This window comes from Chryseobacterium sp. FH1 (genome assembly GCF_000735135.1).
Classification (GTDB): Bacteria; Bacteroidota; Bacteroidia; order Flavobacteriales; family Weeksellaceae; genus Epilithonimonas.
The window spans coordinates 266,661-288,891 of the sequence record NZ_JPLZ01000006.1 but is presented as its reverse complement, the minus strand read 5'-3'; the positions used below and the strand labels follow the sequence as shown (position 1 = coordinate 288,891).

34 protein-coding genes are annotated in these 22,231 nt (G+C 36.9%); 2 read left to right on the top strand and 32 right to left on the bottom strand.

Annotated features, from left to right (window positions below; translation table 11 throughout):
• Positions 1-310 precede the first annotated feature (310 nt).
• Positions 311-484, top strand: coding sequence for a hypothetical protein (locus tag IO90_RS18995; protein ID WP_165570257.1), 174 nt, complete (start codon positions 311-313; stop codon positions 482-484).
• Positions 485-535: 51 nt separating this feature from the next.
• Here the strand turns inward: IO90_RS18995 and IO90_RS08365 are convergent, their stop codons facing one another.
• The 24 genes from IO90_RS08365 to IO90_RS08255 all read right to left on the bottom strand — a co-directional run bounded on the left by IO90_RS08365 (position 536) and on the right by IO90_RS08255 (position 17,804).
• Positions 536-2,266 (bottom strand): hypothetical protein, encoded by a 1,731-nt coding sequence (locus IO90_RS08365; protein ID WP_051878436.1) that lies wholly within the window; start codon positions 2,264-2,266, stop codon positions 536-538.
• Positions 2,267-2,350: 84 nt separating this feature from the next.
• Positions 2,351-2,968: a hypothetical protein gene (locus IO90_RS08360; protein ID WP_131450840.1), complete on the bottom strand. Its 618-nt coding sequence runs from the start codon at positions 2,966-2,968 to the stop codon at positions 2,351-2,353.
• A complete protein-coding gene (locus tag IO90_RS08355) occupies positions 2,961-3,305 on the bottom strand; it encodes a hypothetical protein (protein WP_034965717.1) in 345 nt (114 codons plus the stop codon). Before IO90_RS08355 ends, IO90_RS08360 begins: the two co-directional genes overlap by 8 nt.
• 68 nt (positions 3,306-3,373) lie before the next feature.
• A complete protein-coding gene (locus IO90_RS08350; RefSeq protein ID WP_034965716.1) occupies positions 3,374-3,601 on the bottom strand; it encodes a hypothetical protein in 228 nt (75 codons plus the stop codon).
• Between the two features lie 38 nt (positions 3,602-3,639).
• Positions 3,640-4,566, bottom strand: a complete 927-nt coding sequence (locus IO90_RS08345) for a hypothetical protein (protein WP_034965715.1) — start codon at positions 4,564-4,566, stop codon at positions 3,640-3,642.
• Complete coding sequence (locus IO90_RS08340; protein WP_034965714.1) at positions 4,556-4,933, bottom strand: hypothetical protein; 378 nt, start codon at positions 4,931-4,933, stop codon at positions 4,556-4,558. The genes IO90_RS08345 and IO90_RS08340 overlap by 11 nt, the downstream gene beginning before the upstream one ends.
• 209 nt (positions 4,934-5,142) lie before the next feature.
• Positions 5,143-5,670 (bottom strand): DUF4760 domain-containing protein, encoded by a 528-nt coding sequence (locus IO90_RS08335; RefSeq protein WP_034965713.1) that lies wholly within the window; start codon positions 5,668-5,670, stop codon positions 5,143-5,145.
• A 230-nt stretch (positions 5,671-5,900) separates the two neighbouring features.
• Positions 5,901-6,071, bottom strand: a complete 171-nt coding sequence (locus IO90_RS18990) for a hypothetical protein (RefSeq protein ID WP_165570256.1) — start codon at positions 6,069-6,071, stop codon at positions 5,901-5,903.
• Positions 6,058-6,348, bottom strand: coding sequence for a hypothetical protein (locus IO90_RS08330; RefSeq protein ID WP_034965712.1), 291 nt, complete (start codon positions 6,346-6,348; stop codon positions 6,058-6,060). The genes IO90_RS18990 and IO90_RS08330 overlap by 14 nt, the downstream gene beginning before the upstream one ends.
• 16 nt (positions 6,349-6,364) lie before the next feature.
• Positions 6,365-6,571 carry a hypothetical protein gene (locus IO90_RS08325; RefSeq protein ID WP_034965711.1) on the bottom strand — a complete coding sequence of 69 codons (207 nt, stop codon included), beginning with the start codon at positions 6,569-6,571 and terminating at the stop codon, positions 6,365-6,367.
• Positions 6,572-6,815: 244 nt separating this feature from the next.
• Positions 6,816-7,772 (bottom strand): hypothetical protein, encoded by a 957-nt coding sequence (locus IO90_RS08320; RefSeq protein ID WP_034965710.1) that lies wholly within the window; start codon positions 7,770-7,772, stop codon positions 6,816-6,818.
• A gap of 1 nt (position 7,773) precedes the next feature.
• Positions 7,774-8,163 carry a hypothetical protein gene (locus tag IO90_RS08315; protein ID WP_051878433.1) on the bottom strand — a complete coding sequence of 130 codons (390 nt, stop codon included), beginning with the start codon at positions 8,161-8,163 and terminating at the stop codon, positions 7,774-7,776.
• A 153-nt stretch (positions 8,164-8,316) separates the two neighbouring features.
• Entirely contained in the window at positions 8,317-8,721 is a 405-nt protein-coding gene (locus IO90_RS08310; RefSeq protein WP_034965709.1) for a type II toxin-antitoxin system HicB family antitoxin, read from the bottom strand.
• Positions 8,722-8,782: 61 nt separating this feature from the next.
• Positions 8,783-8,968: a type II toxin-antitoxin system HicA family toxin gene (locus IO90_RS08305; RefSeq protein ID WP_034965708.1), complete on the bottom strand. Its 186-nt coding sequence runs from the start codon at positions 8,966-8,968 to the stop codon at positions 8,783-8,785.
• Positions 8,969-9,103: 135 nt separating this feature from the next.
• On the bottom strand, positions 9,104-9,481 hold the full coding sequence (locus IO90_RS08300) for a hypothetical protein (RefSeq protein ID WP_034965707.1): 378 nt from the start codon (positions 9,479-9,481) through the stop codon (positions 9,104-9,106).
• Entirely contained in the window at positions 9,468-9,926 is a 459-nt protein-coding gene (locus IO90_RS08295; RefSeq protein ID WP_034965706.1) for a hypothetical protein, read from the bottom strand. The genes IO90_RS08300 and IO90_RS08295 overlap by 14 nt, the downstream gene beginning before the upstream one ends.
• Positions 9,926-10,795, bottom strand: coding sequence for a hypothetical protein (locus IO90_RS08290; protein ID WP_034965705.1), 870 nt, complete (start codon positions 10,793-10,795; stop codon positions 9,926-9,928). Before IO90_RS08290 ends, IO90_RS08295 begins: the two co-directional genes overlap by 1 nt.
• Positions 10,783-11,139, bottom strand: a complete 357-nt coding sequence (locus IO90_RS08285; RefSeq protein WP_034965704.1) for a hypothetical protein — start codon at positions 11,137-11,139, stop codon at positions 10,783-10,785. Before IO90_RS08285 ends, IO90_RS08290 begins: the two co-directional genes overlap by 13 nt.
• A 10-nt stretch (positions 11,140-11,149) precedes the next feature.
• Positions 11,150-12,106, bottom strand: a complete 957-nt coding sequence (locus IO90_RS08280; RefSeq protein ID WP_034965703.1) for a hypothetical protein — start codon at positions 12,104-12,106, stop codon at positions 11,150-11,152.
• Positions 12,106-13,497, bottom strand: coding sequence for a hypothetical protein (locus tag IO90_RS08275; protein ID WP_051878430.1), 1,392 nt, complete (start codon positions 13,495-13,497; stop codon positions 12,106-12,108). Before IO90_RS08275 ends, IO90_RS08280 begins: the two co-directional genes overlap by 1 nt.
• Positions 13,487-13,774: a hypothetical protein gene (locus IO90_RS08270; protein WP_228374661.1), complete on the bottom strand. Its 288-nt coding sequence runs from the start codon at positions 13,772-13,774 to the stop codon at positions 13,487-13,489. Before IO90_RS08270 ends, IO90_RS08275 begins: the two co-directional genes overlap by 11 nt.
• A 69-nt stretch (positions 13,775-13,843) precedes the next feature.
• Entirely contained in the window at positions 13,844-14,701 is an 858-nt protein-coding gene (locus IO90_RS08265; RefSeq protein ID WP_034965702.1) for a hypothetical protein, read from the bottom strand.
• 68 nt (positions 14,702-14,769) lie between these two features.
• On the bottom strand, positions 14,770-16,914 hold the full coding sequence (locus IO90_RS08260; protein ID WP_034965701.1) for a hypothetical protein: 2,145 nt from the start codon (positions 16,912-16,914) through the stop codon (positions 14,770-14,772).
• Positions 16,915-16,937: 23 nt separating this feature from the next.
• Entirely contained in the window at positions 16,938-17,804 is an 867-nt protein-coding gene (locus tag IO90_RS08255; RefSeq protein WP_034965700.1) for a S49 family peptidase, read from the bottom strand.
• 115 nt (positions 17,805-17,919) lie between these two features.
• Between IO90_RS08255 and IO90_RS08250 the strand changes: the two genes are divergently transcribed.
• Positions 17,920-18,120, top strand: a complete 201-nt coding sequence (locus tag IO90_RS08250; RefSeq protein WP_034965699.1) for a hypothetical protein — start codon at positions 17,920-17,922, stop codon at positions 18,118-18,120.
• Here the strand turns inward: IO90_RS08250 and IO90_RS08245 are convergent.
• The 8 genes from IO90_RS08245 to IO90_RS08210 form a co-directional block, all read right to left on the bottom strand.
• Complete coding sequence (locus IO90_RS08245) at positions 18,117-18,446, bottom strand: hypothetical protein (RefSeq protein ID WP_034965698.1); 330 nt, start codon at positions 18,444-18,446, stop codon at positions 18,117-18,119. The genes IO90_RS08250 and IO90_RS08245 overlap by 4 nt on opposite strands.
• A gap of 76 nt (positions 18,447-18,522) precedes the next feature.
• Complete coding sequence (locus tag IO90_RS08240) at positions 18,523-18,720, bottom strand: hypothetical protein (RefSeq protein ID WP_034965697.1); 198 nt, start codon at positions 18,718-18,720, stop codon at positions 18,523-18,525.
• A 12-nt stretch (positions 18,721-18,732) separates the two neighbouring features.
• Entirely contained in the window at positions 18,733-19,605 is an 873-nt protein-coding gene (locus IO90_RS08235; RefSeq protein WP_034965696.1) for a hypothetical protein, read from the bottom strand.
• Positions 19,605-20,474 carry a hypothetical protein gene (locus tag IO90_RS08230; RefSeq protein ID WP_131450839.1) on the bottom strand — a complete coding sequence of 290 codons (870 nt, stop codon included), beginning with the start codon at positions 20,472-20,474 and terminating at the stop codon, positions 19,605-19,607. The genes IO90_RS08235 and IO90_RS08230 overlap by 1 nt, the downstream gene beginning before the upstream one ends.
• Positions 20,435-20,809 (bottom strand): putative peptidoglycan-binding domain-containing protein, encoded by a 375-nt coding sequence (locus tag IO90_RS08225; RefSeq protein WP_034965694.1) that lies wholly within the window; start codon positions 20,807-20,809, stop codon positions 20,435-20,437. Before IO90_RS08225 ends, IO90_RS08230 begins: the two co-directional genes overlap by 40 nt.
• Positions 20,809-21,222: a glycosyl hydrolase 108 family protein gene (locus IO90_RS08220; RefSeq protein WP_051878427.1), complete on the bottom strand. Its 414-nt coding sequence runs from the start codon at positions 21,220-21,222 to the stop codon at positions 20,809-20,811. Before IO90_RS08220 ends, IO90_RS08225 begins: the two co-directional genes overlap by 1 nt.
• Entirely contained in the window at positions 21,222-21,920 is a 699-nt protein-coding gene (locus IO90_RS08215; RefSeq protein WP_034965693.1) for a DUF6808 domain-containing protein, read from the bottom strand. The genes IO90_RS08220 and IO90_RS08215 overlap by 1 nt, the downstream gene beginning before the upstream one ends.
• On the bottom strand, positions 21,920-22,231 hold the full coding sequence (locus tag IO90_RS08210) for a hypothetical protein (protein WP_034965692.1): 312 nt from the start codon (positions 22,229-22,231) through the stop codon (positions 21,920-21,922). Before IO90_RS08210 ends, IO90_RS08215 begins: the two co-directional genes overlap by 1 nt.

The following is a 22,231-nucleotide window of genomic DNA, read 5'->3' as shown; positions in this document are numbered from 1 at the left end:
AACCGCTCATCGCATTTATCAATAACCTCCAAAACCGCCTATCCATCGGATTTTCGCCATATTTCCCTCGTTTTTTTGCCCCTGCGGTCGCGAAAACAGCCTTTGAGCGGGGCGGGCAGAAACGTCAAACAAGCGGAAAATTTTCGAAAACCGATAGGGTTTATCTATTGACAATCAAATAATTAACGATTTTGATAATTTTTGTAGGGTGGTTTTATGATGTGTTTCTGGTCATTTTTGAAATATTTACGGCATAAAAAAAGGCGAAATCCTTTCTTTATTTTGAAAAGATACCTTTGGAATTGCGAAAATGGATTTTAAAAATGTAGTGGTGAAAGTGGTTTGCTGGAAATGCGAATTACAAATTGATGAAAGCGAAATTCTCTGCAATGCGAACGTAGATTTGGCGAAAAAAAATAATAATGAAGTTTTGAGGATTTATGCAAAAAAAAATAGCGGAGCACTCGACTGCTCCGCTAGATAAAATAATTTTGATGACTTATGACGTTCATCGATTGCAAAGATAAATTAATTTTTAACTCAAACTATGAATGATTGGTGCGTAAGAATTGGAAGATCCAAGTCGGCTCGCAGCTTCTTTCATATATTCTGGTCGGCAAAAATAATATTTGAAAGCATCAGAGTAGTTTGTTGAGAACATCGGCAGACTTTTTAACGGCATACTTTCCGAAGTTTTATTTTTATTCAGCTGAGTTTCTCCACGTTTATTTTTATCAATAACAATTTTGGCCAAACTAATCGATGAAATCAACTCCAAGCATTGGAATTTATCAATTAAAATTCGAGGTAACGCAGGATTGATTTCAGAAAACATCTGGTTTACGAGATTGTATTCTTCAAATTGGTAGATAGTTCCCTGTCCAACAGACATCAATTCTACTTTCCAGCCTTGTTTAATGCCATTAATTTCGCCACCCTCTACCAATTTTTTGAAAAGTGTTGCCATATCTTTTCCAAAGCTTCGGTTTTGATTTCCGGATCGGTCGTGATAAAGCTTCAGGTGCTTTCTCTTATGGTATTGAAAAAATTCGATAAAATCCTGCGCTAGAAATTCTATATTATCCTTGCCTAACCTGTGGAAATTCTTAAGAATTCTTTGGCTCCAACCCTGCTTTTGACCAATAATTAAAGACATCATTTTTCCAAAATCCATTCCGCCTTCAAGATGCTGGTTAGTGAGGCAATATTTAAGTCCTGTGCTGTTCAGTTTTTTTTCTTCACCAAATCCAGTCGAATCATAAAATGTAGAAACTAAACCATCATCATAAAGATGTTTTGGTTCAAACTGTGGATAGAATTTTTCTCCTGCTTTCAATTCTTGTTTCATAGAAAGTATTGCAGCCTTGAAGCCTTCTATTCCGGAAAGATTCAGCTGGTCCTGAAACCAGTCCAAAGTAAGAATATCCGCATTAGCAAAAGAAGAGATCACATGAAAACAAGTTGAACCGACGCGCGCGCGGTACAATCTTTCATTCCATCGGTAGTAAGATTTTTTTTGCTTCTCATATTCCGCCCTGTCATTTTTGAAATAAGCATCACGGAGCGCCATTTTTATCTCATTGACAACTAATGAGGCATAGATAACAGTCTTAATCTGCTCTGTGTCCATATTGGCTTCCATATCAAGAATCCAATCGTATTCGTTTGGTGCAAGAACATTAGGCATATCCGTGGTAAATGTTACCCCACGGTAATACGTGGAGCCCTCGAAGCGCATTCTCTGTCCACGATTCGCAGGCAGAAGCTTATCAATCTTAGTTTTATCAAGATATTTTGTTTCATCACCTTTGATATGCTGGAAGGAATCTCCGGCCGCTGACGAAACAATATCCATCGAAACTAATTTCTCAAAACAACCATTTGCCCAGGATATTGTATGCTTGTAACTTAATGGAGATTTGTAAGGCTGGTCAAAATGCGCAGGCGGTCTTTCGTTCAGGACAAAATGTTTTCCTTCTTCTAGACCTGCATCTTTAAGACCATCTATATATGTTGGTACTGTGTTGGAAAGTAAATTTGAGTAGTAATCGCCAACAAAAGCAAAGTAGGCTCCAGGCATTGATTTTGAAATTCGGATCGATCTTCTGGCTAATATTGTCGTGGTTTTTCCGGTTGCACGGCCAGCAACTATGAAGAGATCTTTCGGGTCCACGACTTCGCAGAAGATATGCGCCGGATTTGCATAAACAAACTCTGCCTTTCCTCCAAACTTGCCGTTTTTATCTTCGAAAATCCGATTACTCATATTAATATTATAATCAGAAGAAAAATCATTACAAAGCCCAGGCAACCAGGTGTGTATTCTTCTCTGTCCGCTGGAATTTTTGGTTTATTCATTATCCATATTTTTAAGTAATTTGAATGGAACACCGTCAACTTCTGCTTTGGCTTTGGCTTTCATTTTTTCGGAAACTTCCGGAAGTGCGTCTATCCATCTTCCGATTTCCCGACGGTCTACTTTCGGCAAATCGAACATTTCGATATCTGCAGTTACGATCTGCATTTGTCGCAGGAAATTTTCGTCTGGTTTTTCTGCATCCGGAACATCCCAACCAAGAAATTTTCCGAGTTCCAAAAGAATCCAAACCGAATCTTTGATATCTCTGGAGTTTCTGGCCATTCTGATTCCGGCAACAAAAGACTGCATTCCTTTTTCTGCTACGATGGAGCGCCAAGTTTCTTTGGAAAGTTGGTTTTCCCGTGAGAAATATTCCAATGCGTCTTTGAGAAGCTGTCTCGCCTTCGGTCTTTTGTAACCTTGGGTCAACACCAAATGCGTGATGATGGCTTCATTGTTTGGAAAATCGAACATTCTCTTGTGCATTCCCCATATCATTTCCAGCATCAACATATAATCTACGAGTTCCTGTGGTGCTTTGGTCATATCGCCAAATTCCAGAAATTCGTAAAGGTCTTCTATGGTTATATTTTCAAATCGATCACTCACTGTTGAATATTTCTTCTTTGATATCGTTTAGTTTTTGTTCCTGCCATATCTTTTCCATCTGTTGCGCTGCGGTCACATTTCCTTTTCTGGCTTTCTTGAGCAATTTTGCGTTGACATCCGCCTTTGCTTTCTCCAATCCTTTGTAATATGCGAGGAAAACGGGCGTGCCGTTGCGTTTCCAATCCAGCATAAAAAGACGTTTGTCTTTCTGAAGGATCTCAGCAATTCTCGAAGCGAAAATGCCGGATTCAGCCAAAATCATAACCTTTTCAAATTCTTCCTGAGAGAGTTCGATATATGGTTTTACAAATGGGATAAGATCTTCGGATTGATTCATCTGATGGTATTATAGAGGTAAAGGCGGATTGCTCCGCCTTAGTTTTTGGTTACTAGTTTCTACCCCCTTTAATTTTCTGAATAAGTAATAAACTTAACAACAGCCATCTGTGCAGAAACAAGGCTTTTCACAGCCATCTCTTGAAACAAATTTTTTAATATTGATGGTGATTCATGCTCGTTAACCACGTTATCAATTAAAGTAGCAAATGTTTGTTTAACTTGTCCAACCTTGTCATCTCCAGATGGATTAAAATTTAATCCAACGGCTTTTTGTCCAAATGTTAATTCTTCCATTTTATTATTTTTCGGGTTTTAAATAGGCTTCCCAAACCTTATTTTTTAGTAATAGTTTTGACTGGCTTCGAAGGTTCCTTTGGTGGAAATTCTGTTGCCAATCTTTCCAGAACGATTTTCACTCTGTATTCCCAGTTTTCCAATCTTTCCAAAGCAGATTCTTTTCCTGGTTCTGCTTCCAATTCTTTTTTGATTTTGGAAACATTTTTCTGTCCGTTGTTTCTGTGATTTATCAAATCAGCTTCTGACATCTCATAGATTTCCTGTTTCATTGAAAGGAATTTCAGTTTTGGATGTTTACCAAGAACTCTTCCCTGCTCTTTGTAGAAATCCAATTCGTTTTTGATATCGGCATTCAGCTGGAAATTTTCTACGGTAGATTTTGCTAACTGGTAGATAACTTCTTCTTTTTCCTCGTCAGACAGCTCTGCGAATTCCGTTAAAATAGCTTTTCCTTCTTCGGTCTCAGCTTCTTCCGGACTTAAGATGATTGCCAATTGCTGATGCTCTTTAGCAAATTCTTTCCACGCCGTGATCTTCTGGCCTACAAGAATGTGAAATTCTTCCGGACAATTGGTGTCATTCAAAAATTCATATTCATCACGAATTTTTAATCCTTCCTGCGCTGGTTCGTTTCCGGCAAGGGCGATGTGAAGTTTGTTTTCCGGTTCCAGATTGGATTGTGTTTGGTCTCCGTTTCCTTGGTCAGCGCCTGTTGCAGTAAGTTCTTGGACTTGATTGTTTTCTTCATCTTGGAAATTATAGATATCGAGATCCGAGATCTCGAATTGTTTCTTAACCTGATGCTCCAGCTGGTCATATTTTGACGGACTAAAACCCGTCTGGAATGTTCTTACCAGATTGGTGTTTTTTGTAGATCTCGATATAAAATCGAGCAGTTCATTATATTTCTGAACTTGAGAGGATTCTGAATCTTTCAGAACTTTGATAACCTTATTTTTCATAGGAATAGTTTTTATAGATGTAAATTTTTCGGATTAATGTATAGGTGAAAAGTGTGATAAGAAAATATTGATTGACCGCAAAATCAGTTTGAACAATGATATGATAGATTTGAAGTGCAAACAGCGTTAAAAATGACAATGCAAATCCCAAATCCAGAAATCCAAAAAGGCAAGATTTGTGATAGAAAATCTGTTCGCGTGGCGTCCTTCTCTGCTTTTCCAGAATGATGATCTCAGAAACAAAAAACGGAAGCCAAAGCAGAACCGTGATAGCACTGCCAAAGCTTCCGAAAAAAGTAAACATGAAAACATTAACGATAAGAATCAAAAATTGAAACCAGTAAGAAAATTTATGTGATTGGGACATCTGTCTTATTTTCTGCTAAAGTAAAATACGGCGTTCGCCAAAAGTGTGACGCACAAAAAAGACCTCCAAATAATGGAGGCCTTGTTGATTGTTACTTTTTTTCTTTTTGATTTTACGGATTAGAAACCGTAATAATCTAGTCTTTCGTTGGAAATTGCCATAATGTTTAGTTTTTAAAGTATTTAGGTCGGTCAAATATAACAAATTAATTACATCTTTTCCTCATTTATCCATTTTAATGCTAATTTTTCAAAATTACACCAACTTTTAGCGCTCTCTTGTTGGATTGATAAAATGAAAGGTGCAAATTTCAAATAATAACGACCAAAAAGTTTGCCAAATAATCTCTTTACAATATTCAAGTCTAAATCTCCAGCTAAGGCCATTGCAGATATACTTTCAAAATAATTGAGTGTAATAATAACAGCTTGTCTATCTTTTCTATTTGCAGGATCATCAATATGGGCTAAAAATTTATGAATATTTTGAGATTTCAAATTATCAGATTGACTGATAATTAAACATCTTATGTCTTCATTAATTTCCATCATTCCTGGTTTGCGAAAATCTGCACAAATATCGTATGTATATTTTGCCAAATTCTGCTTGTTACTATTTTCCTGTGTTTTAATCTGATTTTCTAAATTATGCATATGATAAATCAATGTCAAAAAAGCTAAAATAGATAAAGTAATTTTTACAGTATAATCTAAAGATGCAGAGGTTTTCCATCCCATAAATTTGAAAGATAAAAAAACACAGCAAAATACCAGTGCCAACAAGATAAAAATTAGCCAGACCATCCTAATTGAGTAGCGCTTATTAAATAAATTATTCATAGTTATTTTTAGTTTTGTTAAATAATAATCCCGCAAAAATAAGATTCTTTTATAATATTGACAAAATAAAAATAGGCCGTCTGGTTTGAGCAGACGACCTAACAACAATCGGCATTAGAGCCAATAAACTAAGCGTATAAAAAATCTTTGTGATTGAATCCTGCAGTCGCAAAGATTTCAGGATTTTCCAAAATTACAATGCCATTTTCTCTATACCAAAGACTTTGTTTCTTTACAAAGATTCCCTCAATAGATATGAGGTCTTCGATATTTCTGTAGTAGGACTTAACGTTTGTCATATTCTTCCTGTTCTTTTTGCAAGTCGAAAATAGCTTCTGTATGCTCATCTATGAGGATATTCATACATCGTGCTGCGCCTTGCAGTTTGGTAAAGTCTTTCAGTTCCTGCTCGGTTGCCAGCGGAAAAGCCAGTTCGAACATACGAAACAAAACATCGTTGATTCTCTCTACACCGCCAAGGTCGGTTTGGAGACGAAGGAACAATTCTGAGATCCTCATTTGGAAATCATCAATCGGATAGCCTGTGGCCGGTCGTGTAAAAGCATAAGTATTCATAGTATAATTGTATTAGTTACATATTATAATACGCTGTATTATACTTTAGATTGTAGTTGCTGATGGCGTTTTGCTCAGCTAGGCATTTGGTAGCGCCAAAAGCGTGTGTTTCTTTGTCTTTCGCATTGGAGATCTTGGCGAGATAAACGCCGTTGAAATCTTGAAAAGCTACTACTAGTGAGTCTTTTTTTGTTACTGGTTTTTGTTTGGTTTGGTTTAGCATTTTGATTTATTTTAAAAAAGTTATTTTCAAATAAACCAAGAAAAAAAAAGACAAAAGCCTTGACTTTCTTGGTGTCGCTAAACCAAACCATCCGAAGAAGATTTCCAATACTTATCAAGACTAGCTTGTATATTTCGTAAAAAAGTTGAGTGAAGATTTTTTTAGACTTCTTCTTCGTCAGTTTGATTTAGCTTTACAAAAATGCAATATTTTTTTTTAATGCACAAGTAAAATTTTAAAAAAATCAATTATACTGGATTGCATTTACTTTTCCGTTTTCCAAATAAACATAGGTTAATGTTTTAAAAAATTCATCTTCATAAATATATTGTGATGATGTGCCATATTTTGTTTCTGTAATTAATCCTATCCGTGTTGGCTTTCCTTTAGAATCCAGCAACATCTGCCTATTCATTCCAATCCAAATTTCGCCTTCAAAAATTTTTTGACCAATACTTTTTCCATATTTCTTAATTAGACTTGAATACCTGATTTCATTTTCTTTTTTCTCAATTATTTGCTTTCTCTTTTCTTTCAAAGCTTTTAATTCCAAAGCTAAATCATACAATTCACCTTTGTAATATTTATTAAAACTAAAATCAAAAACATTAAAGATAGTTTCCTTATTGTTTATATCAGAAGCTATTATTAAAGGTAAATATGTCCTAGAACCCTTATTGTTTGGAGGATAAAAATCGATAGATTTTGTTACAAATTTTTTAATCGCACTCGAATCAATATTCGAATTATTATCAAATTGAAATTCTTGATCAGCATAAACAAAGGTTTGGTTTGATATTTTTTTTTTGATTCGTTCGTAGAAAGGACTTGACAATAGAAATCTTTCGTAATTCATATATGATAAATTTGACTTTCTCCAACGAAATACAGTTTCGTTATTAGTGAAATAAAATTCTGTTGATTTTTCTGTTGTCTTTAAATCATAAATCTTGAATTTTTTACCACTAATTTTTTGAATATATTCTTCCGAATTTTTTGAATTCTGAAATTTACCATCTGAAAATAATTCTATTGGAAAATTTCTTGTTAAATCATTTTCACTTCGTGGTAGAGCTATCACTTCTAATCCTATAAATGAATCGTCATAAACTTTTACTGAATTAAATTCTATAAGTGAGTCAATCTGAGAAAACAAAAGTATAGAAAACAAGAAGCTGAATACTAATAACAGTTTTTTCATCTTAATTTAGGTCTCTTTTTGTAGGAAAATTCTTTTTCATTTCATCCTGAACCGACTGATCAAGTTTTGAAAATTCTTTTCTCATCAACCAATGATAAACGTTTTGTTGACCAATGGTCACAACGTATGCCTGCTGAAACTCCCAACTTAGCGCGCCCATATAATTCATCGCATCTACCATAGAATTAAAAATTCTATTGGAACCATCTTCATTTTTCACTTTGTTGCTTTGGAAAAAGGATGTTGCCTGACCGTAATCAATCGATACAGTAATCTTATTGCTCAGTAATCTGGATTCTCCCAAAATCTCGGCATAAACATACTTTGGTGTTTCCTGCGCAAAGGCAGAGTTTGCAATTAAAAAAAAGGCAACTAATAACAGTTTTTTCATAGTATATAATTTTCTCTAAAAATAAGAAAAAAATTATCGTTATACATTTTGCGCTAAAAACGTTTTGCATCAGCCATTTAGGCAATAAAAAAAGCACTACATTTCTGTAGTGCTTCGGAGGGAATTTTTGTTTATAAAATTTCAGAGTTGGTTCTAAGCAAAGTGTACTGAACTCAAATCTTTAGCTAAAGTATGCAATCCATTTTGAATCTGCAATGCTTTAGTTGAAGATAGCGGAACAATATTATTGCTAATTTTTCTTAATTGGCTATCATTCATCCCGATGTAGTGGGCAAATGCTGTTTTGTTGATCATACTAAAATGTTCGAAAAACTGCTCTACATCTAAATAGAATTCCAATTTTGCTTTTTTCAGTCTCGAGGCGTCTTCTTTGTTATTAGTTTCTTCTAGATATTCTGCCTGTAAATCTATGACTTCATTAAAGTTCTCTTTAATTTCGTCAAAAGTATTTCCAGCAGTAACTAAACCTTTCTCATCCGGTGCATAAGCACTGTATCCTGTGTTTGTTTTTTCTAGAATTACTTTAATGATATCCATACTTTGTTTTTATTTGTCTAGTTAAATTTATTAAGGATTTTTTTGAAAAAAAGATGGAGGGCTATTTAAGCCCCGCATCTTTCAAAATTTGCTGTTCAGTACCTTTTGCAATTTCTTGCGAACTATGTCTTGGAACAGCAATTTGCCCTGGTTTTGTTGGGTGTCTGTATAGATCATGACGGGAGCCATTCTTATGCAGATACCAACTGTCCTTTTTTAGGACCTTGAGTAATTCTGAAATTTTCATAAACGTTGAATTTAAAGATCGTCTTCCCTAACGACAATACAAATATAGGAACGATTTTGTTCCTATGCAAATATTTTGGAACAAATTTGTTCCTTTTTTTTATCCTCTAATATAAAAGTCTGAATTCATCAGGCTTTATTTCAATCTAAAATTTTTCTTCATCTCAGCGACCACAGCCTCCGTCATTCCATAAGTGAGATCCATCAGAATGCCGTGATAATTCCCCATGATGATCCGGTTGTACACATCGTAATGCTTTTTCTGGATTGTTTCGTTGGTAGATTTTTTGAAACGTGTCTTCATATCTATGAACCTGAGCGCCTTGGGCAACTTCATGTCAATACTCACATCACTCGATTGGATCTGAACACCATTCCAAACTGAATCGGAAAAGCCGGAAAGAACCGCATCCTGATGATCTTTGATCTGTTGGGCGTGCTGTTTAAGCGTGCGCTCGGCAAAGGCTCGAAAGATGGCAATCCCTTCATTTTCCCGTTGTTTAAGTAAGTCCATTGATTCCTGAGTTTGATTTGTCTTCCAACTGGATTTCCCAGCCACAACATTCTGCAATATTGGTAATAGGCATCAGCTTGTAATTTTCAAAATCTATCTCGCCAAAAATCTCGCATTCCCCGTCAGAATATTCGCTGAGTTTTTCCACAAAATCCAAGACAATCGGTTGTAGTTTTTCCTGCTCGTCAACGGCTTTCTGCTTTTTATAATCAATTTTATTAAGGATAAAAAACTGCAGGTAAGAATAATATCCCTGGAATCCTTCATTGCCGAAACTTTGATATGATGGTGTCACGGAAACAAGCAATGCATTGTCCGTGATTTTGTGATCTTTGAGACTACTCACAAACTGATCATCCGTCCCTACTCTCTCAATCCTATTGATTTGTGGAATCTGTGATTTTATTTCGGCAAGAGCTTCTCGGAGTTGCTGTAGTGATATCATTATTTCTTATTTTTTTGAGCTTCCATTTCCGCTTCTTTCTTTTTGTTTCGAACGACCATATCGTAGATATTTGTCAGGACATCCCAGGCGTTGGTCTGGTCCAGCATTTCTTTGGGACCAAAAACACCGCTTTCTGCCAATTGGAAACTGGTGGATCGGAAACCTAATTCCGGAAGATCAATCGATACTTCCTCGCCTGTGTTGGCAGAACCATCGAAAAGGATTGTGAAATCTATCTCACGGCCGTCAATCTTTATCACAGATTGTTCCCGCAGGAATTTTCTAAATGACAGGAAAAGCAGATAAAATGAATATACATAGCGGATATCCAATTGATCAAAGAATTTCAATCTTCTGTCCATATCGAACTTTCCGTACTGAGATCTCGGTGACAAATAAAACATCGCGAAAAGCCTTACCAATCTTTCCACTTTGCCATCCTGCAAAAAAGCATCTACCTCGCCAAAACCATCCACCAACTGCTTCCAGGTGATATCCTGAAAACCGTCTTTTGGTCCTTTAAAAGTCATTGCCTTGTAGCTGACAACTTTCACGGGATTGTGTATGTAATCCTGAACCAGATGCATCACACCAGCATCATCCACGTGGAAAAATGAATCGATGAGTTCTGAACAGATATAGATGTTCTGCCATTTTTCTTCCTGGACATTTGGCAACTCACTTTCCGAATACACCATATTCATCAGATTGTACAGTGCCAAAACTCTGAATTGCTCCTTGGAAATCTCCGCCATCTGATACATCAAAACCAGTTTGGACATATCAAGGTATTGCTTGCGTTTGCATTCTGCAAGATTCTCCGGAATCCAGAATCTTTTGTTAAGTTCTTTGACTTCTATTGAGTGCATAATTCTTCTCCTGCTAAAGTGAAATAAAGATTTTGAAGCTGATGAATGTAAGTGACCGTCGTCCTGAATCCATTACCCACTTCCAATGTAAGGACTTTACACTCGTGGTTTTGGTCTTTGAATAAAAGAGAGCCTTTAACCAAACCCCAAGGTAACCTCATAAATCCAAATTTTAAAAGCCATTCCTCAGAAATTAAAATAGGCTCAATTTCATCTGAGTAATTTAATGTTAATTCGGGATCTTCTTTTTCAAAATTCACCGCGAACTTTTCAATTGCATTTATAGTTTTAATTTTCCCATTGTGCAAAACATTGTTTCCGATTCTTAATTCTGTTACTTCCATTTACTTTTTTTTACATTGTTACAAAAGCATCATCACAACCAAAGTTGATAAGGCTTCCGGTGATGGGTCTATTTTTATCTTTTGCGACGGCCTTTTCCAGATCAGCAAGCAAAATTTTGTTTTGCTCGTTGTAGTAAAGAACCGTTGCTTCTATATCCAATCGTTTCGCAGAGTTTCTTCCATTTTTATTTTCCTGGAAAACTGATTTCGGGAACAGTTGTACTGAATTCTTTTTCAAGCCGTCAGCCATTGCGAAATAGACGCAAATCGTCTGCATCAGTTCTCGGATATGTGATTGTGTGTTTTCTTTGTATTCCTCGAATTTTGCACCGGTTCTGGTCTTCAGTAATTGATTTTCCGCCAGCTTAAGAGATGGAACCAGATTGAAAAACAACAAATAGGAATCATTGATCTTCACCGAATCCTGGAAAACATCCAGACTGCTCACACACAATTCTTTGATGGTCTTGATTCTTGGCGGTAAATCGAATTTGATTTCTTCGGCTTCTGCAGAACCTTCCTCTTCCGAAATTTCTATCAGCAAAGGCTCTTCATAATTTTCTATGATGTGGCAAATCACTTCATCCAAGGATGCGTAATAAGACCTTTCCAAAGCTTCATCCGATTTATCAATCTGCCATTCCCAAGGTGCTTTCATATGGTCATCTGCACGGAACTGTCGTCCGGATGTTGTGAAGGAAATATCACTGAGTGGCATAAACTCACGGAAAGCGCCTAAGGAAATTGCATATCTGACAAAAATTAGAAATTCATCTTCCGAATCTCCATTTTCATACAGTTCAATCGCTTTCTCGTAATTGTTTTCGCCAATCCACTTGATGAGTTCTCTTGTAGATTTCCGGATGTACGGAAGAATCTGAGTCATCGAAAAACCAGCATCTACAAATCCAAGGATATCGTGCAACTCCGCACCACTTTCGTCACTTTTATCAAATAGTAATTTCATTATGCTACGTTGTTTTTTACACGGTCTTTAGAACTTTGGTCTTCCTGGCGTTGCGCTTCCTCGTGGTAGAATCCAAGTTTGAGATCTATGTTTGGAAAGTTGGCTTTTATCGCCGCATTGATTGCTTTAGTTACGATGTATTCTGGAATATCGACACCGATAAGCTTGTACATCAGATAAGCGTAAAGTTGTTCTGAACCGCTGTCTGCGCTTCCTTCCGATGATATTCCGGCAATGGACTTATGAATTCCCAATGCGGCGGAAACTGCGGAATCTGCTTTGTTTCCAATACTAATCTGAGTGGCAACAAAATCTTTGATATTCTGGTCGATTGGTTTGATGGACCAGCCTTGCTCAAGGATGTTCATTCCGTCAACTATCAAAAGATTCTTTGTATGCCAGATCTTTCCAACATTATCATCACTGGATAGAGTACTCATAATCGTTTTGAACAATTCACGTTCGTAGGCAATTAAATCTCTCTCATCATAATCTTTTCCTTCGGCTTCTGCTTTTTCTTCCAACTGTTTTCTTTTGTCATCCCAGAATTTGGCTGGAGAAGTCACGTGATATTTTGCATTGATGGAATTTTTGGAAAGCGCTTTTAATATCAATGGAATTGCGGTCGATCTTCTAATCCATTCCAAAGCTCCGTAAATTGTTGGGATCGCGTAAAAATCAGTCGCGAAAGTCATCGTTCTGCTGAACATCACACTATTTGGTTTTGCAAAAGGATCTGACATATTGAAAAGATCATAGATCTGATAATCCAAAGCATTCTGATTTTGCCAAAACTCTGTAAAAATGGCGTGTGTCGGTTTCTGGACATTGACCTTTTTTGCCAATCTTGTCCAAGCCGGATTGAGATGTTCTAATGAATGAATGAATTTCTTTCCGGATGAATTGATGCTGTTTTCTCTTCTAAATTTTGAAAAAGAACCCTGGATAAAATTAAAATCTGTGATGGTCGCCAGCAAATAATCAAGGTAATCCCAAGAATCCAACCAATCCTGAATCTGTTTGTTTTCCTGCCATTCTCTAACGCGGACACTTTTGTTATCAACTTTTACAAATTGTTCTTTGTAAAGCAATGGACCTCCGCCCCAGAGCAAACCTTGCTTTTTTTCGAAAACTCCCAGAATATTAGGATTTGCAGAAACAACATCTCGAAGCAAAGTCGGCATATCATTTCTGTCACCGTACGGCAATATCTGCAAGTTATCAGAAAATTGAAAAGCCTCAGAATATAAATATGGAGAATCCTGACGCGGTGTAAAATTGGTGTCACGTGGATCGACAACATTCTTTTCTACCTCGTAGGAAAAAACCGCCACAGGTGTAGAGACCACAGCATCCTGACCATATCGTTCTATTGTTAAATTATCTGTCATTTTTGATTTTTATTCCGTTAAATTCCATCAGTAATGGCAGATAGAATTGTCTTCTTTCATTGCTTTCGGTGCGGAGAAAACTGATCAGTACTTCGTGTTTTTCGGATTGATTTCTGCGATAACCCTGCATCAATATTACTTTAGTTTCCGACTTCAAACCTTCTGATATTCCGTCACTTTCATTAAGTGAACAAAAGGAAATATTGAATGGCACTTTATCACGGGACAACTGTCTCATAATACTGATTGCTTTCAAAGTGCTAATTGTCTTCGCCATAGTGCGAAATTAAAATGCGTCACACCAAAAAAGTGTGACGCATTCATATAACAACTTAAATAAGAAAAACTATTTTCTATTGGTTTCTATCAAGAAGGTTTTTGTTCCGTTTTTGAAAACCTTGAAGGAAATAGAAGCTCCAGCCAAAGATTTCCAGCTCACGCCATTTTTCAGCAAAACGATGATGTTTCCAACAAAATCTGTTGTAGAGGAAAGTGTGCCTGCTTTGGTAGAGTCTACATCTTGTCCAACAACTGTAAAAACAGCATCAGCATCTTTGGTTACACTTGTAAAGGCGATAACTGTGGACGCAGTACCCACAGCAACTTTTACGACATTGTAGTCAGAGGCTAAAACCTGAATGGCAGTTGGTGGAAATACTGGAGATACGGTTTCTTCTGTTGGAAGTGTTCCGAAGTAATCTCTGTGCATATGCTCGTCACCATTCGTTTGCTCAAATGTGAAAACAAATCCTGTTTTCTGATTATTGGCTTGGAAGCTAGGTTTCAAATACAAAGGATTACAAAGATCACCTATCACTTTTGACGCTAATCCGGATTTACATTTGCCGGCAACTAGGACAAAACCTTTTGCAAGATTATTCACCGCAAATTCCGTGGCTTCAGTTTCGTCACCAGGGAAATTTCCAACTACTTTTTTCTTGAAAGATTCTGCATCCTGATCACCTTCTACTTCTACGGTGTAATCTTTTGTACCCGAAGTAAGATAGAGATCAAAAGGGACAGCGCCCGCCTGAAGAACAATATTTTCCAACATTCTGACTTTTTTCTCGTCAGTTGCCGGATATCCGTTTTCAGTAAACATATCCACAGGGATGGCATAGACCGGTCTGCTGTTTGAAAAGCTAGGACCGCCTGCTCCCGATTTTGGTTTTTTCAGTTGTCCAACTGGTAATTCGAAAGACATATTATTAGTTTTTGTAGATTAAAAATTTATGAAAAATAAAACCGCCGAGTTGACGGCTTTATTTGTTTTTATCCTCTGGATATCTCGAACCAGATTCCATCGAATTTTTTAAGTACGATGAATTTTTCCGGCGCATCCAGATCGTAGCTTGCAGTTACGTCAATCTTACCAACCACGTCGGCGACAGTCAAAGAATTTGTGGCTTGGCCGTAAATCTTCACTTCTGCACCTTCCTGTCCATTAAGAATATCTGTCAAGGTTGCATCTGCTGTTCCTTTGTAGATGAATTCTGTTCCATTCACATAATCGATTGCAGTTCCTGTGAAGTCAATTGCTTTTGCAGATGGAGCATCTGGGGCAGTGGTTCTTTTCAACTCTTTCAAACCACCATCAGCTGTAACAACTAATGTCAAACTACCGCCAGATTTAGGATCAAAATCCGCTGTCAAATCTAAATTACCACCGTTTCCGCCAGTTTTTTTGATTATTTTAGAATTGGTCAACTGACCTGTATTACCTTCAATTTTCACGATCTGTCCAGCAGTAAGTGAAGTTTTGACAGTGACAACATCCGACAATAGATTGATATCTGTGCGGATTCTGTTGAAATCAACACTAACAGGCGTTGATAGAACAGTTCCATACATTGGTACCGTAAAATCTTTCGAAAACAATGGAGCATCATTCATCCAGATGAATTGCGCCTGACCCAAGAATGGAGAGTTTGCCGGTAATTTGAAACCTGCAAAAACAAATGCTGCCGCCTGATAATAATCTGCATGGATGTAAGTATTTCTTTTCAAATACTCAAATCTATAGATCGATTTTTCATTTGGTACATTTTCCAAGATCTCAACATTGTTTTCGTCTGTCATAAAGAAAGCATTTGTACCTTCCAGATCTGTCAGAACAACGAACTGCAAATTTGAATAACCATCAATATAGTTAAGTTTATTTCCGTCATAATCCTGGTTCAACGAATTAGCCAATTTATAACCAGCATTATATCCATTTAATATCTGCTGAGAAATATAAATCTTCAAACCAGTCTGAGTTCTCACATCATTTTTCAACCAAAGTGCATATTCTGCAAAATAGTCATAGGCATTTGCAACCGTCAATTGTCCTAACTTAGATTTGAAGGCAATAATCTTTTTGTCAAGATCTCTGAACTTCCAAAGTTGATATCTAAGACCATTTTGTCTGTTAAGGAAATAACCTTTGGATTTGATTCCTGCAGGTTTGAAAACATACACGCCATTGATAGAAGAAATCCTGTCCTCTAGTCTTGCCTGTTCGTCAATTTTCTTTACCAAATAAGCAACGAAAGATGTTTTGTAAGGCGAAGATCCGTTGAAGTCAAACAATGTATTAATCCAAGCAGACTCAAATTGTTGCAATTGATATCCTGAGAATTCAATATCAATCTGAACCGGATAGTTCTTTCTTTTTTCTGCTTCGATCATAAACTCCGGATTCGGAGACCAATCTGGTTTTCTTCCTTGAGTTACGTTAGCAACATCAATCACAGCATCTGTGATTTCATTTACAACATTGAAGCGTTTTGGCCAGAAAGCAGGAAGACCGAAAGTGTTTTTTTTCAGGTCTCTAAGAACTTCCGGATTTTTAGTATAGAATTCTTTAAGATCTGCATTCAATTTTGTAACCGTAGATACATCATTGAAATCTGTTACGGCTGCTGTTTTTTCTCCAGTCAGTTCATTGTAAGCTCTTTCGTTCCACGGAGCAGTTCTTGAGAATTCTGCATTTGGCATTCCGAAAAGTTGCGTTGCGGTAGTTGCCGCCAAAAAAGAAGCAACGCCAGCCGTTTTTGCGCCTTTTATGATTCTGTTCATAACATTGTCAGCTTCTGGTTGAGCACCAAGTTTTTCGATGGTTTTTTCCTGCTCTTTGATTTTCTCCGTTGCAGCAGTCACAACAGTTTCCGTAGTAGTTTTTTCCGGATCTTCTCCGACAGCTCCAGCCAAAGCATCCAAAGCCGCCTTTTTCTGAGCATCCAATCCAGACTCTTCCGCCAAGACATCTTTGGCCGCCTTGATTGCCATATCGTACTGTCCGCCAAATTGCTCTTGCAATGTTTTGTCCTGATCTTCAGAAAATGCCAATTCTCCGGACTCTCCTTTTGGCAGTTCTGTAATTCCGAGTGCGGTATAGATGAACGCCATCACCGCAGCGAATTTTGTTTTTTTCATAATGAAATTGAGTTATAGGGTTATTAATTTTCGTAAAGTTCTATTAGTATTTTTGCGCGCTCGATTGCTTTTTTTTCGTCTCCGATGCTATCGATCAAACCATATTTTAAAGCATCTTTTGCATTGAAAGTCGATCCGGTGAAAACTCCTGGTGCGGAATGGTCAAGCTTTGGTCTCAAAGCTTTGATATCCTTGATAAATGCATCTGCCATCGGTCTCATTTCTTCCTCCAACGATGCTCTGAATTCTTCATCTTTGCCTTCGTAGAAATCTTTTCCTTGTTGTGCTTTGGTCGTTGACTGTGGTGCGCGGATCATCATCACACTGTAGCCTTCTTTCTCCATTGCTTTTCTATTGTCAACAACCATCGAAAGAACTCCGATAGAGCCAAAACCAGAAGATATATTTCCGTAGGCCATCAGATGGTCACAAATCAAACAACCAGACCAATAATGACCGGAGTAGGCAGTATTGAGCAACCCAATGAAAGGTTTCTTTTTTTCCGATGCAAATTCCTTCATCATATTGATGGCGGATACTGATGATCCTGGACCATCGATATCAAGAATGACCGCCGCAACGGAATCGTTGTTATTGTATGCGCGGAAAATCTGCAGATAATCATCTGCGCCAAGCATACAATCGTCACCGTAAGCGGCCAAAATACCACGCATCGGAATTTTAACAATTCTTTTTTCAGGTTCGCTTGATTTTCCGGAGCCAACAGTATAAGAATTGGCGGCCGCAAGAATTTCTGTCCTGTTGATTGATGCACCTTTGAATTTACCCGTCAAATAGTTATTGGCAAGTTGCTCATATTGCGAAACAGCCTCTGGATTTACCAACCAGGGACCTCGCAGAATGTCGGAAATAAGATGATTGACTTTCATACCGGCAAAGATGATTTACCGGCAAAAAAAAAAGTGTGACGCAGGGGAAATTGTTATTTTAACGAATTACGGAAACCCGTAACCAACTCTTTTATGTCTTTGGTAATTTTGAAGAATGAGAGAATTTAAAATAAGTCAACAGACCGATGTGATTGACGATATCATATCACATCTTGAAAACGGCGTAATGGGATTGACGATGGCAGAAGACTGGCATTATCGAAGAGAGGGAAATATTATATATTTTTCTTTGAAAGAAGGAAGAGTGCCAAGATTAGATGTGATTCTATGGTTTGGGTATTTGACAAATAATTAAAAATCTGATGAATCTCTATCTTCGGGCTTGTATAGTGTATCAGTAAGATTCTTCCAATTGATTGCTGCCATATGTGGACAATCGTCTAATCTTCTTGCTCGAGGTCTAATAACAAAAACCGCCCAAAATTTAGCATATCTCACATTTTCAAATTCAAAAGATTGAACTTCTACTTCTATTGTTGTACCCATATTTGGCTCATATAAGGCTTCCATAGCCTTAGCCTTACTGTCTGGAAAGAAGACATCTATTTCTTGCTTTTTCTTGACGGTTCTTATCCTAATATAATTAGGTCCAACTATAAGTATTGTTCCACTAATTTCCATTCTCCAAAGTTGTCAAATTTCTGAACAATGGAAAAATAATTCTTGTTAAAAATTGTAACAAAATAAAAAAGCGAGACTATATCTCGCTTTCATCATCCACCCGAACGAAGTCAAATAATTCTACAATATCAGAAGCGTTTAGATATTGCGCTTCAGGAAGCGAAATAAACCATCTGCCATCTTCTAATTGATTGGGATTGTAGAGGATTTCATTTTCGAAAACCTTCCCTTTTAATTCGTGTGCTTTATCAGCACTTATTATTGCTATTACCATTGTTATAATTGTTTATGCTATGGATGAAAATCCCGATTCTACAAGATATTGATTGAAATAAGTCCTAAATTGTAAAAATTCTTCTTGTGTGTAGCTTGCTCCAATTAATGTTATCAAGCTATCTATAGCGTAATAAACCGCCGTATTAGCACTATTTCTAAATTCTTGTATTACTGCATTCGCGGGAACCGACAAAGATGTGACTGTATGATTTGCGGATATTGCTTTATTATAACAAACTTGCGAGGAAATAGAATTTTTTGACGATCCGATAGTACCAAACCCTCCACTATCAAAAGAAGGAGTTACAGTTAATGTATTCAACCTTACATTAGTTGAAAGATTTCCCCTTAATATAATTGACAAGCTGTTTGAGTTTAATCCTGCCACGATAATACCCGATGCATCCAAGCTTTTTACAACAATCAAACCAGCATCATTTTGTTTAAAGTTGATGTATTCGTTAACAAGTGTAACGTGATCAGTATAAGCATTGGTACCGTTACCTTGAATTCCTCCATAAGAATTGAGCGATAAACCACCATAAAAAACACGCTCTTGTCCTGATGGATTTTTTAGATTTAATTTTCTGAATCCGTGGTAGTTTACCGAATTACCGATGATTGAAGAAATAAATATTGAATCCCTTTTTTCCCAAAAGTTACCACTCGAAATAGTTTTCAAATTTCGGATGAAATTATCCAAAGGCGTTAGATTAACCGGCAATGGATAGCCTTTAGAATTGGCAGAATCAATGATTGCCTGTGTAGAGACATCATAAGATTGTTGCCTCCAGAATACCACACCATTTTTAACCAAACCCTTAACGATTTGACCATTAACAGCAACTCCTTTAAAAACACCTGAATTTTTGACAGCTCCCATTATATCCAGTGATAAACATTGTTAGGATTTAAAATGCTCAAAGCTTTCGCCGTCGCTTCATCAGGTGCTAAAATAACCAATACTGATGTCCCATTATTCCCAGAATCGCCCTTGACTCCCTTGATGTTTCCCGTTTGATTCCAATTTCCTAACACATTAATGAAAGTATCGCCGGTTAAAACATTGATATACATATCCCCATCCGTAGCAATAACACCAGTAGGCATTGTCGTACCTTGAATAATAGTAGCACCTTTTTCGCCCCGTTCACCTTGAATTCCATCAATTCCATCATCACCACGATCGCCTTTTTCCCCTTTCAAAGAAGCTAATTGTTCAGCAGTGAAATCTGAATATAAAAACGGATCACCTTTATCGCCCTTTTCACCTTTCGGACCTGGAATACCTGGATCACCATCACCGCCAACATTAAGCACAGTTTGCGAGAATGATACATTGAAAACTGTATCGCCATCATTGACGGAAATATTAATGACATCAGACTTATCTCCACAACCGCAATCATTTGCTTTTGTCTTGACTTCGTATTTACCGAAAACTACGAGGTAATTTCTGCCAAGGTGGTTCCATATGATCTCGTAAAAATAGTTGTCAGACTTTGGCAAATTAAATTCCGGAAAGTAGAACCTATTTTCAGTATCAATTTGACCACTAAATTCTTGCTTCAAAATTCTGCTAAACTGGTCTGTGTAAATTTTCAAAGTCACAGCATCCGCAGAAACATCAAGATCGCCAAAAGCCAACAAAGGCGATTTGTAGGAATTTTGGATTAGTCGGCAAAGGTTGTGTTGTTTGGCGTTGCAGTTCATTACTTTACGGTTTCTTGGTTTAAAGCTCGTCTCATCCATCCTTTCAGAAATTTATCTTGAGATGGGTTTTTGATTGTAATATTGAGATAGTACTGAGCGTTTTTGATTATCAATTTATGATGCAGTAGATCTTTGGCTATTTTATTATTAAAACCGGTTAAACTGTCTATTTTAAAATCTTTCCGCAAGTTCAAAACAAGCAATGAATCATATTTTTTTTGATAGCCAAAATCTATTTGAACTGTATCTTTCACAATCACGGGAAATGAATCTACAACAATGACAGATTCATTAACAACAGGTGGTTTCACGTCATTTCTTTTGCAAGAAAAGACTGATAAAAAAATGACGAGAATTAAAATTAAATTTTTCATTATAAATATTTTTCAGGATTATTAATTGCGGACAAAAGTTCTTTTGTGATTTTGCCAGTTTTAGGCAATCCAAGAACTTCTTGAATGTTTTGAATCGAGCGACCGTGACCGGAATTAACTCCAAAATCGTAAAGAGTATCAGCTGTTAATTGATCTTCGATTTGGTCACCACCAATGACGTCCCAGAAGTTTTTTTTGTAGAAAGAAACTACCAATTTGTCAAGCTCATCATTTTTGATGATTTGATTATGTTTCAATGGTTTTGCCTTGTCAACCAATTTCCAACCCTCCCATTTCGGATGATAATTTCTTGCTATTCCTTTATAAGTTTCGCCACCGTTATCACCTTTAACGTGATTCCAACCGCCCTCGTTTCCAGCGGTTTTTTTGTATGCTATGCTATGTTTTGCCATTAGAATCTAATTAAATTATAACTCACTCCAACGCCGATGTAAGGAGATATTTTCATTTCGGAATTCAAGCCATATCCAGCTTGAACGCCTAAACCAAACTTTGTAGGCGGTGAAGAAATATCCTTTATGAAATTCTCAACACCGTTAATCTTCATATTTTTATCAGGACTTGAAATATCGATGTAAGTCTTCTTCCCTTTCAAAAGAGATTCTTTTTTATCATATTTCAAAAGGTTGATTTCCGCATTGTAGGCATATTTCAAAGAGCTGTCTGCATCGGTTGCTGTGGCTTCGAAAAACTTTGTTTTGTAGTGGTAAACTTTGTTTTTATTAGCATCAATCTCTACCTGTTGTGCTTTTACCTTATCTTCCAATTTTGCCCTGACCTGTGTCAATTCTTTCACCTCGTTCATTTTTATTTTGAGAGCAGGTGCAAGCGTGTCGCTCACATAACTGTAATGTTTGTGAGTGATATAGTTTTTAGGGTCGATCCCTTTGTTTGTCTCGAAATTGGCATGCAAAGTACTGTCAATTGCATTTGTGTAAAAATCAAGGTCAGGCAATTGCGGTTTCTCAATTTTCGATTCATCGGCAAGTTTTTCTTCTTTGGAAAAAGTAAACCAACCTTCAACGGTATTCAACGCAAGTACTGCGATCACAAATACCATAATTCCTATTAAAATGTTTTTTTTGTTCATTATTTCTGATCTTTAATAATTTCAACTGCTTCGGGCGTATCGTGCTTTATCACACTGTCTGCGACTTTATCCAACTCTCTGTTGGCATCGATAATCTTATTTTTTATTAGTAGATTATAAATCAATTTTCTATTCTCGTCCTCACAAACATCAGCATCCTTACGAGCTTGCTTCAATTGCTCCTGATAGGTAGATGTTACTACCTTGTAGCACACATATAGCGAGATGAAAAGAACCACCGCCATACTTGCGATGGGTCTTTTTTGGAAGATCCCAGTGAGTTTGTCAAATGCTGATATTTTGTTATCCAT

What these genes read in the sequence shown, in the direction of transcription:
- IO90_RS08280 (WP_034965703.1), bottom strand. Translation starts at nt 12,106, where the DNA reads ATGAAATTACTATTTGATAAAAGTGACGAAAGTGGTGCGGAGTTGCAC.
- IO90_RS08270 (WP_228374661.1), bottom strand. Translation starts at nt 13,774, where the DNA reads ATGGCGAAGACAATTAGCACTTTGAAAGCAATCAGTATTATGAGACAG.
- IO90_RS08310 (WP_034965709.1), bottom strand. Translation starts at nt 8,721, where the DNA reads ATGGATATCATTAAAGTAATTCTAGAAAAAACAAACACAGGATACAGT.
- IO90_RS08325 (WP_034965711.1), bottom strand. Translation starts at nt 6,571, where the DNA reads ATGCTAAACCAAACCAAACAAAAACCAGTAACAAAAAAAGACTCACTA.
- IO90_RS08225 (WP_034965694.1), bottom strand. Translation starts at nt 20,809, where the DNA reads ATGAAAAATTTAATTTTAATTCTCGTCATTTTTTTATCAGTCTTTTCT.
- IO90_RS08355 (WP_034965717.1), bottom strand. Translation starts at nt 3,305, where the DNA reads ATGAATCAATCCGAAGATCTTATCCCATTTGTAAAACCATATATCGAA.
- IO90_RS08365 (WP_051878436.1), bottom strand. Translation starts at nt 2,266, where the DNA reads ATGAGTAATCGGATTTTCGAAGATAAAAACGGCAAGTTTGGAGGAAAG.
- IO90_RS08285 (WP_034965704.1), bottom strand. Translation starts at nt 11,139, where the DNA reads ATGGAAGTAACAGAATTAAGAATCGGAAACAATGTTTTGCACAATGGG.
- IO90_RS18990 (WP_165570256.1), bottom strand. Translation starts at nt 6,071, where the DNA reads ATGACAAACGTTAAGTCCTACTACAGAAATATCGAAGACCTCATATCT.
- IO90_RS08315 (WP_051878433.1), bottom strand. Translation starts at nt 8,163, where the DNA reads ATGAAAAAACTGTTATTAGTTGCCTTTTTTTTAATTGCAAACTCTGCC.
- IO90_RS18995 (WP_165570257.1), top strand. Translation starts at nt 311, where the DNA reads ATGGATTTTAAAAATGTAGTGGTGAAAGTGGTTTGCTGGAAATGCGAA.
- IO90_RS08340 (WP_034965714.1), bottom strand. Translation starts at nt 4,933, where the DNA reads ATGTCCCAATCACATAAATTTTCTTACTGGTTTCAATTTTTGATTCTT.
- IO90_RS08290 (WP_034965705.1), bottom strand. Translation starts at nt 10,795, where the DNA reads ATGCACTCAATAGAAGTCAAAGAACTTAACAAAAGATTCTGGATTCCG.
- IO90_RS08210 (WP_034965692.1), bottom strand. Translation starts at nt 22,231, where the DNA reads ATGGATAACAAAATATCAGCATTTGACAAACTCACTGGGATCTTCCAA.
- IO90_RS08320 (WP_034965710.1), bottom strand. Translation starts at nt 7,772, where the DNA reads ATGAAAAAACTGTTATTAGTATTCAGCTTCTTGTTTTCTATACTTTTG.
- IO90_RS08260 (WP_034965701.1), bottom strand. Translation starts at nt 16,914, where the DNA reads ATGAAAAAAACAAAATTCGCTGCGGTGATGGCGTTCATCTATACCGCA.
- IO90_RS08235 (WP_034965696.1), bottom strand. Translation starts at nt 19,605, where the DNA reads ATGGGAGCTGTCAAAAATTCAGGTGTTTTTAAAGGAGTTGCTGTTAAT.
- IO90_RS08275 (WP_051878430.1), bottom strand. Translation starts at nt 13,497, where the DNA reads ATGACAGATAATTTAACAATAGAACGATATGGTCAGGATGCTGTGGTC.
- IO90_RS08350 (WP_034965716.1), bottom strand. Translation starts at nt 3,601, where the DNA reads ATGGAAGAATTAACATTTGGACAAAAAGCCGTTGGATTAAATTTTAAT.
- IO90_RS08335 (WP_034965713.1), bottom strand. Translation starts at nt 5,670, where the DNA reads ATGGGATGGAAAACCTCTGCATCTTTAGATTATACTGTAAAAATTACT.
- IO90_RS08300 (WP_034965707.1), bottom strand. Translation starts at nt 9,481, where the DNA reads ATGGACTTACTTAAACAACGGGAAAATGAAGGGATTGCCATCTTTCGA.
- IO90_RS08250 (WP_034965699.1), top strand. Translation starts at nt 17,920, where the DNA reads ATGAGAGAATTTAAAATAAGTCAACAGACCGATGTGATTGACGATATC.
- IO90_RS08330 (WP_034965712.1), bottom strand. Translation starts at nt 6,348, where the DNA reads ATGAATACTTATGCTTTTACACGACCGGCCACAGGCTATCCGATTGAT.
- IO90_RS08215 (WP_034965693.1), bottom strand. Translation starts at nt 21,920, where the DNA reads ATGAACAAAAAAAACATTTTAATAGGAATTATGGTATTTGTGATCGCA.
- IO90_RS08295 (WP_034965706.1), bottom strand. Translation starts at nt 9,926, where the DNA reads ATGATATCACTACAGCAACTCCGAGAAGCTCTTGCCGAAATAAAATCA.
- IO90_RS08255 (WP_034965700.1), bottom strand. Translation starts at nt 17,804, where the DNA reads ATGAAAGTCAATCATCTTATTTCCGACATTCTGCGAGGTCCCTGGTTG.
- IO90_RS08230 (WP_131450839.1), bottom strand. Translation starts at nt 20,474, where the DNA reads ATGGATGAGACGAGCTTTAAACCAAGAAACCGTAAAGTAATGAACTGC.
- IO90_RS08220 (WP_051878427.1), bottom strand. Translation starts at nt 21,222, where the DNA reads ATGGCAAAACATAGCATAGCATACAAAAAAACCGCTGGAAACGAGGGC.
- IO90_RS08265 (WP_034965702.1), bottom strand. Translation starts at nt 14,701, where the DNA reads ATGTCTTTCGAATTACCAGTTGGACAACTGAAAAAACCAAAATCGGGA.
- IO90_RS08240 (WP_034965697.1), bottom strand. Translation starts at nt 18,720, where the DNA reads ATGGTAATAGCAATAATAAGTGCTGATAAAGCACACGAATTAAAAGGG.
- IO90_RS08345 (WP_034965715.1), bottom strand. Translation starts at nt 4,566, where the DNA reads ATGAAAAATAAGGTTATCAAAGTTCTGAAAGATTCAGAATCCTCTCAA.
- IO90_RS08245 (WP_034965698.1), bottom strand. Translation starts at nt 18,446, where the DNA reads ATGGAAATTAGTGGAACAATACTTATAGTTGGACCTAATTATATTAGG.
- IO90_RS08305 (WP_034965708.1), bottom strand. Translation starts at nt 8,968, where the DNA reads ATGAAAATTTCAGAATTACTCAAGGTCCTAAAAAAGGACAGTTGGTAT.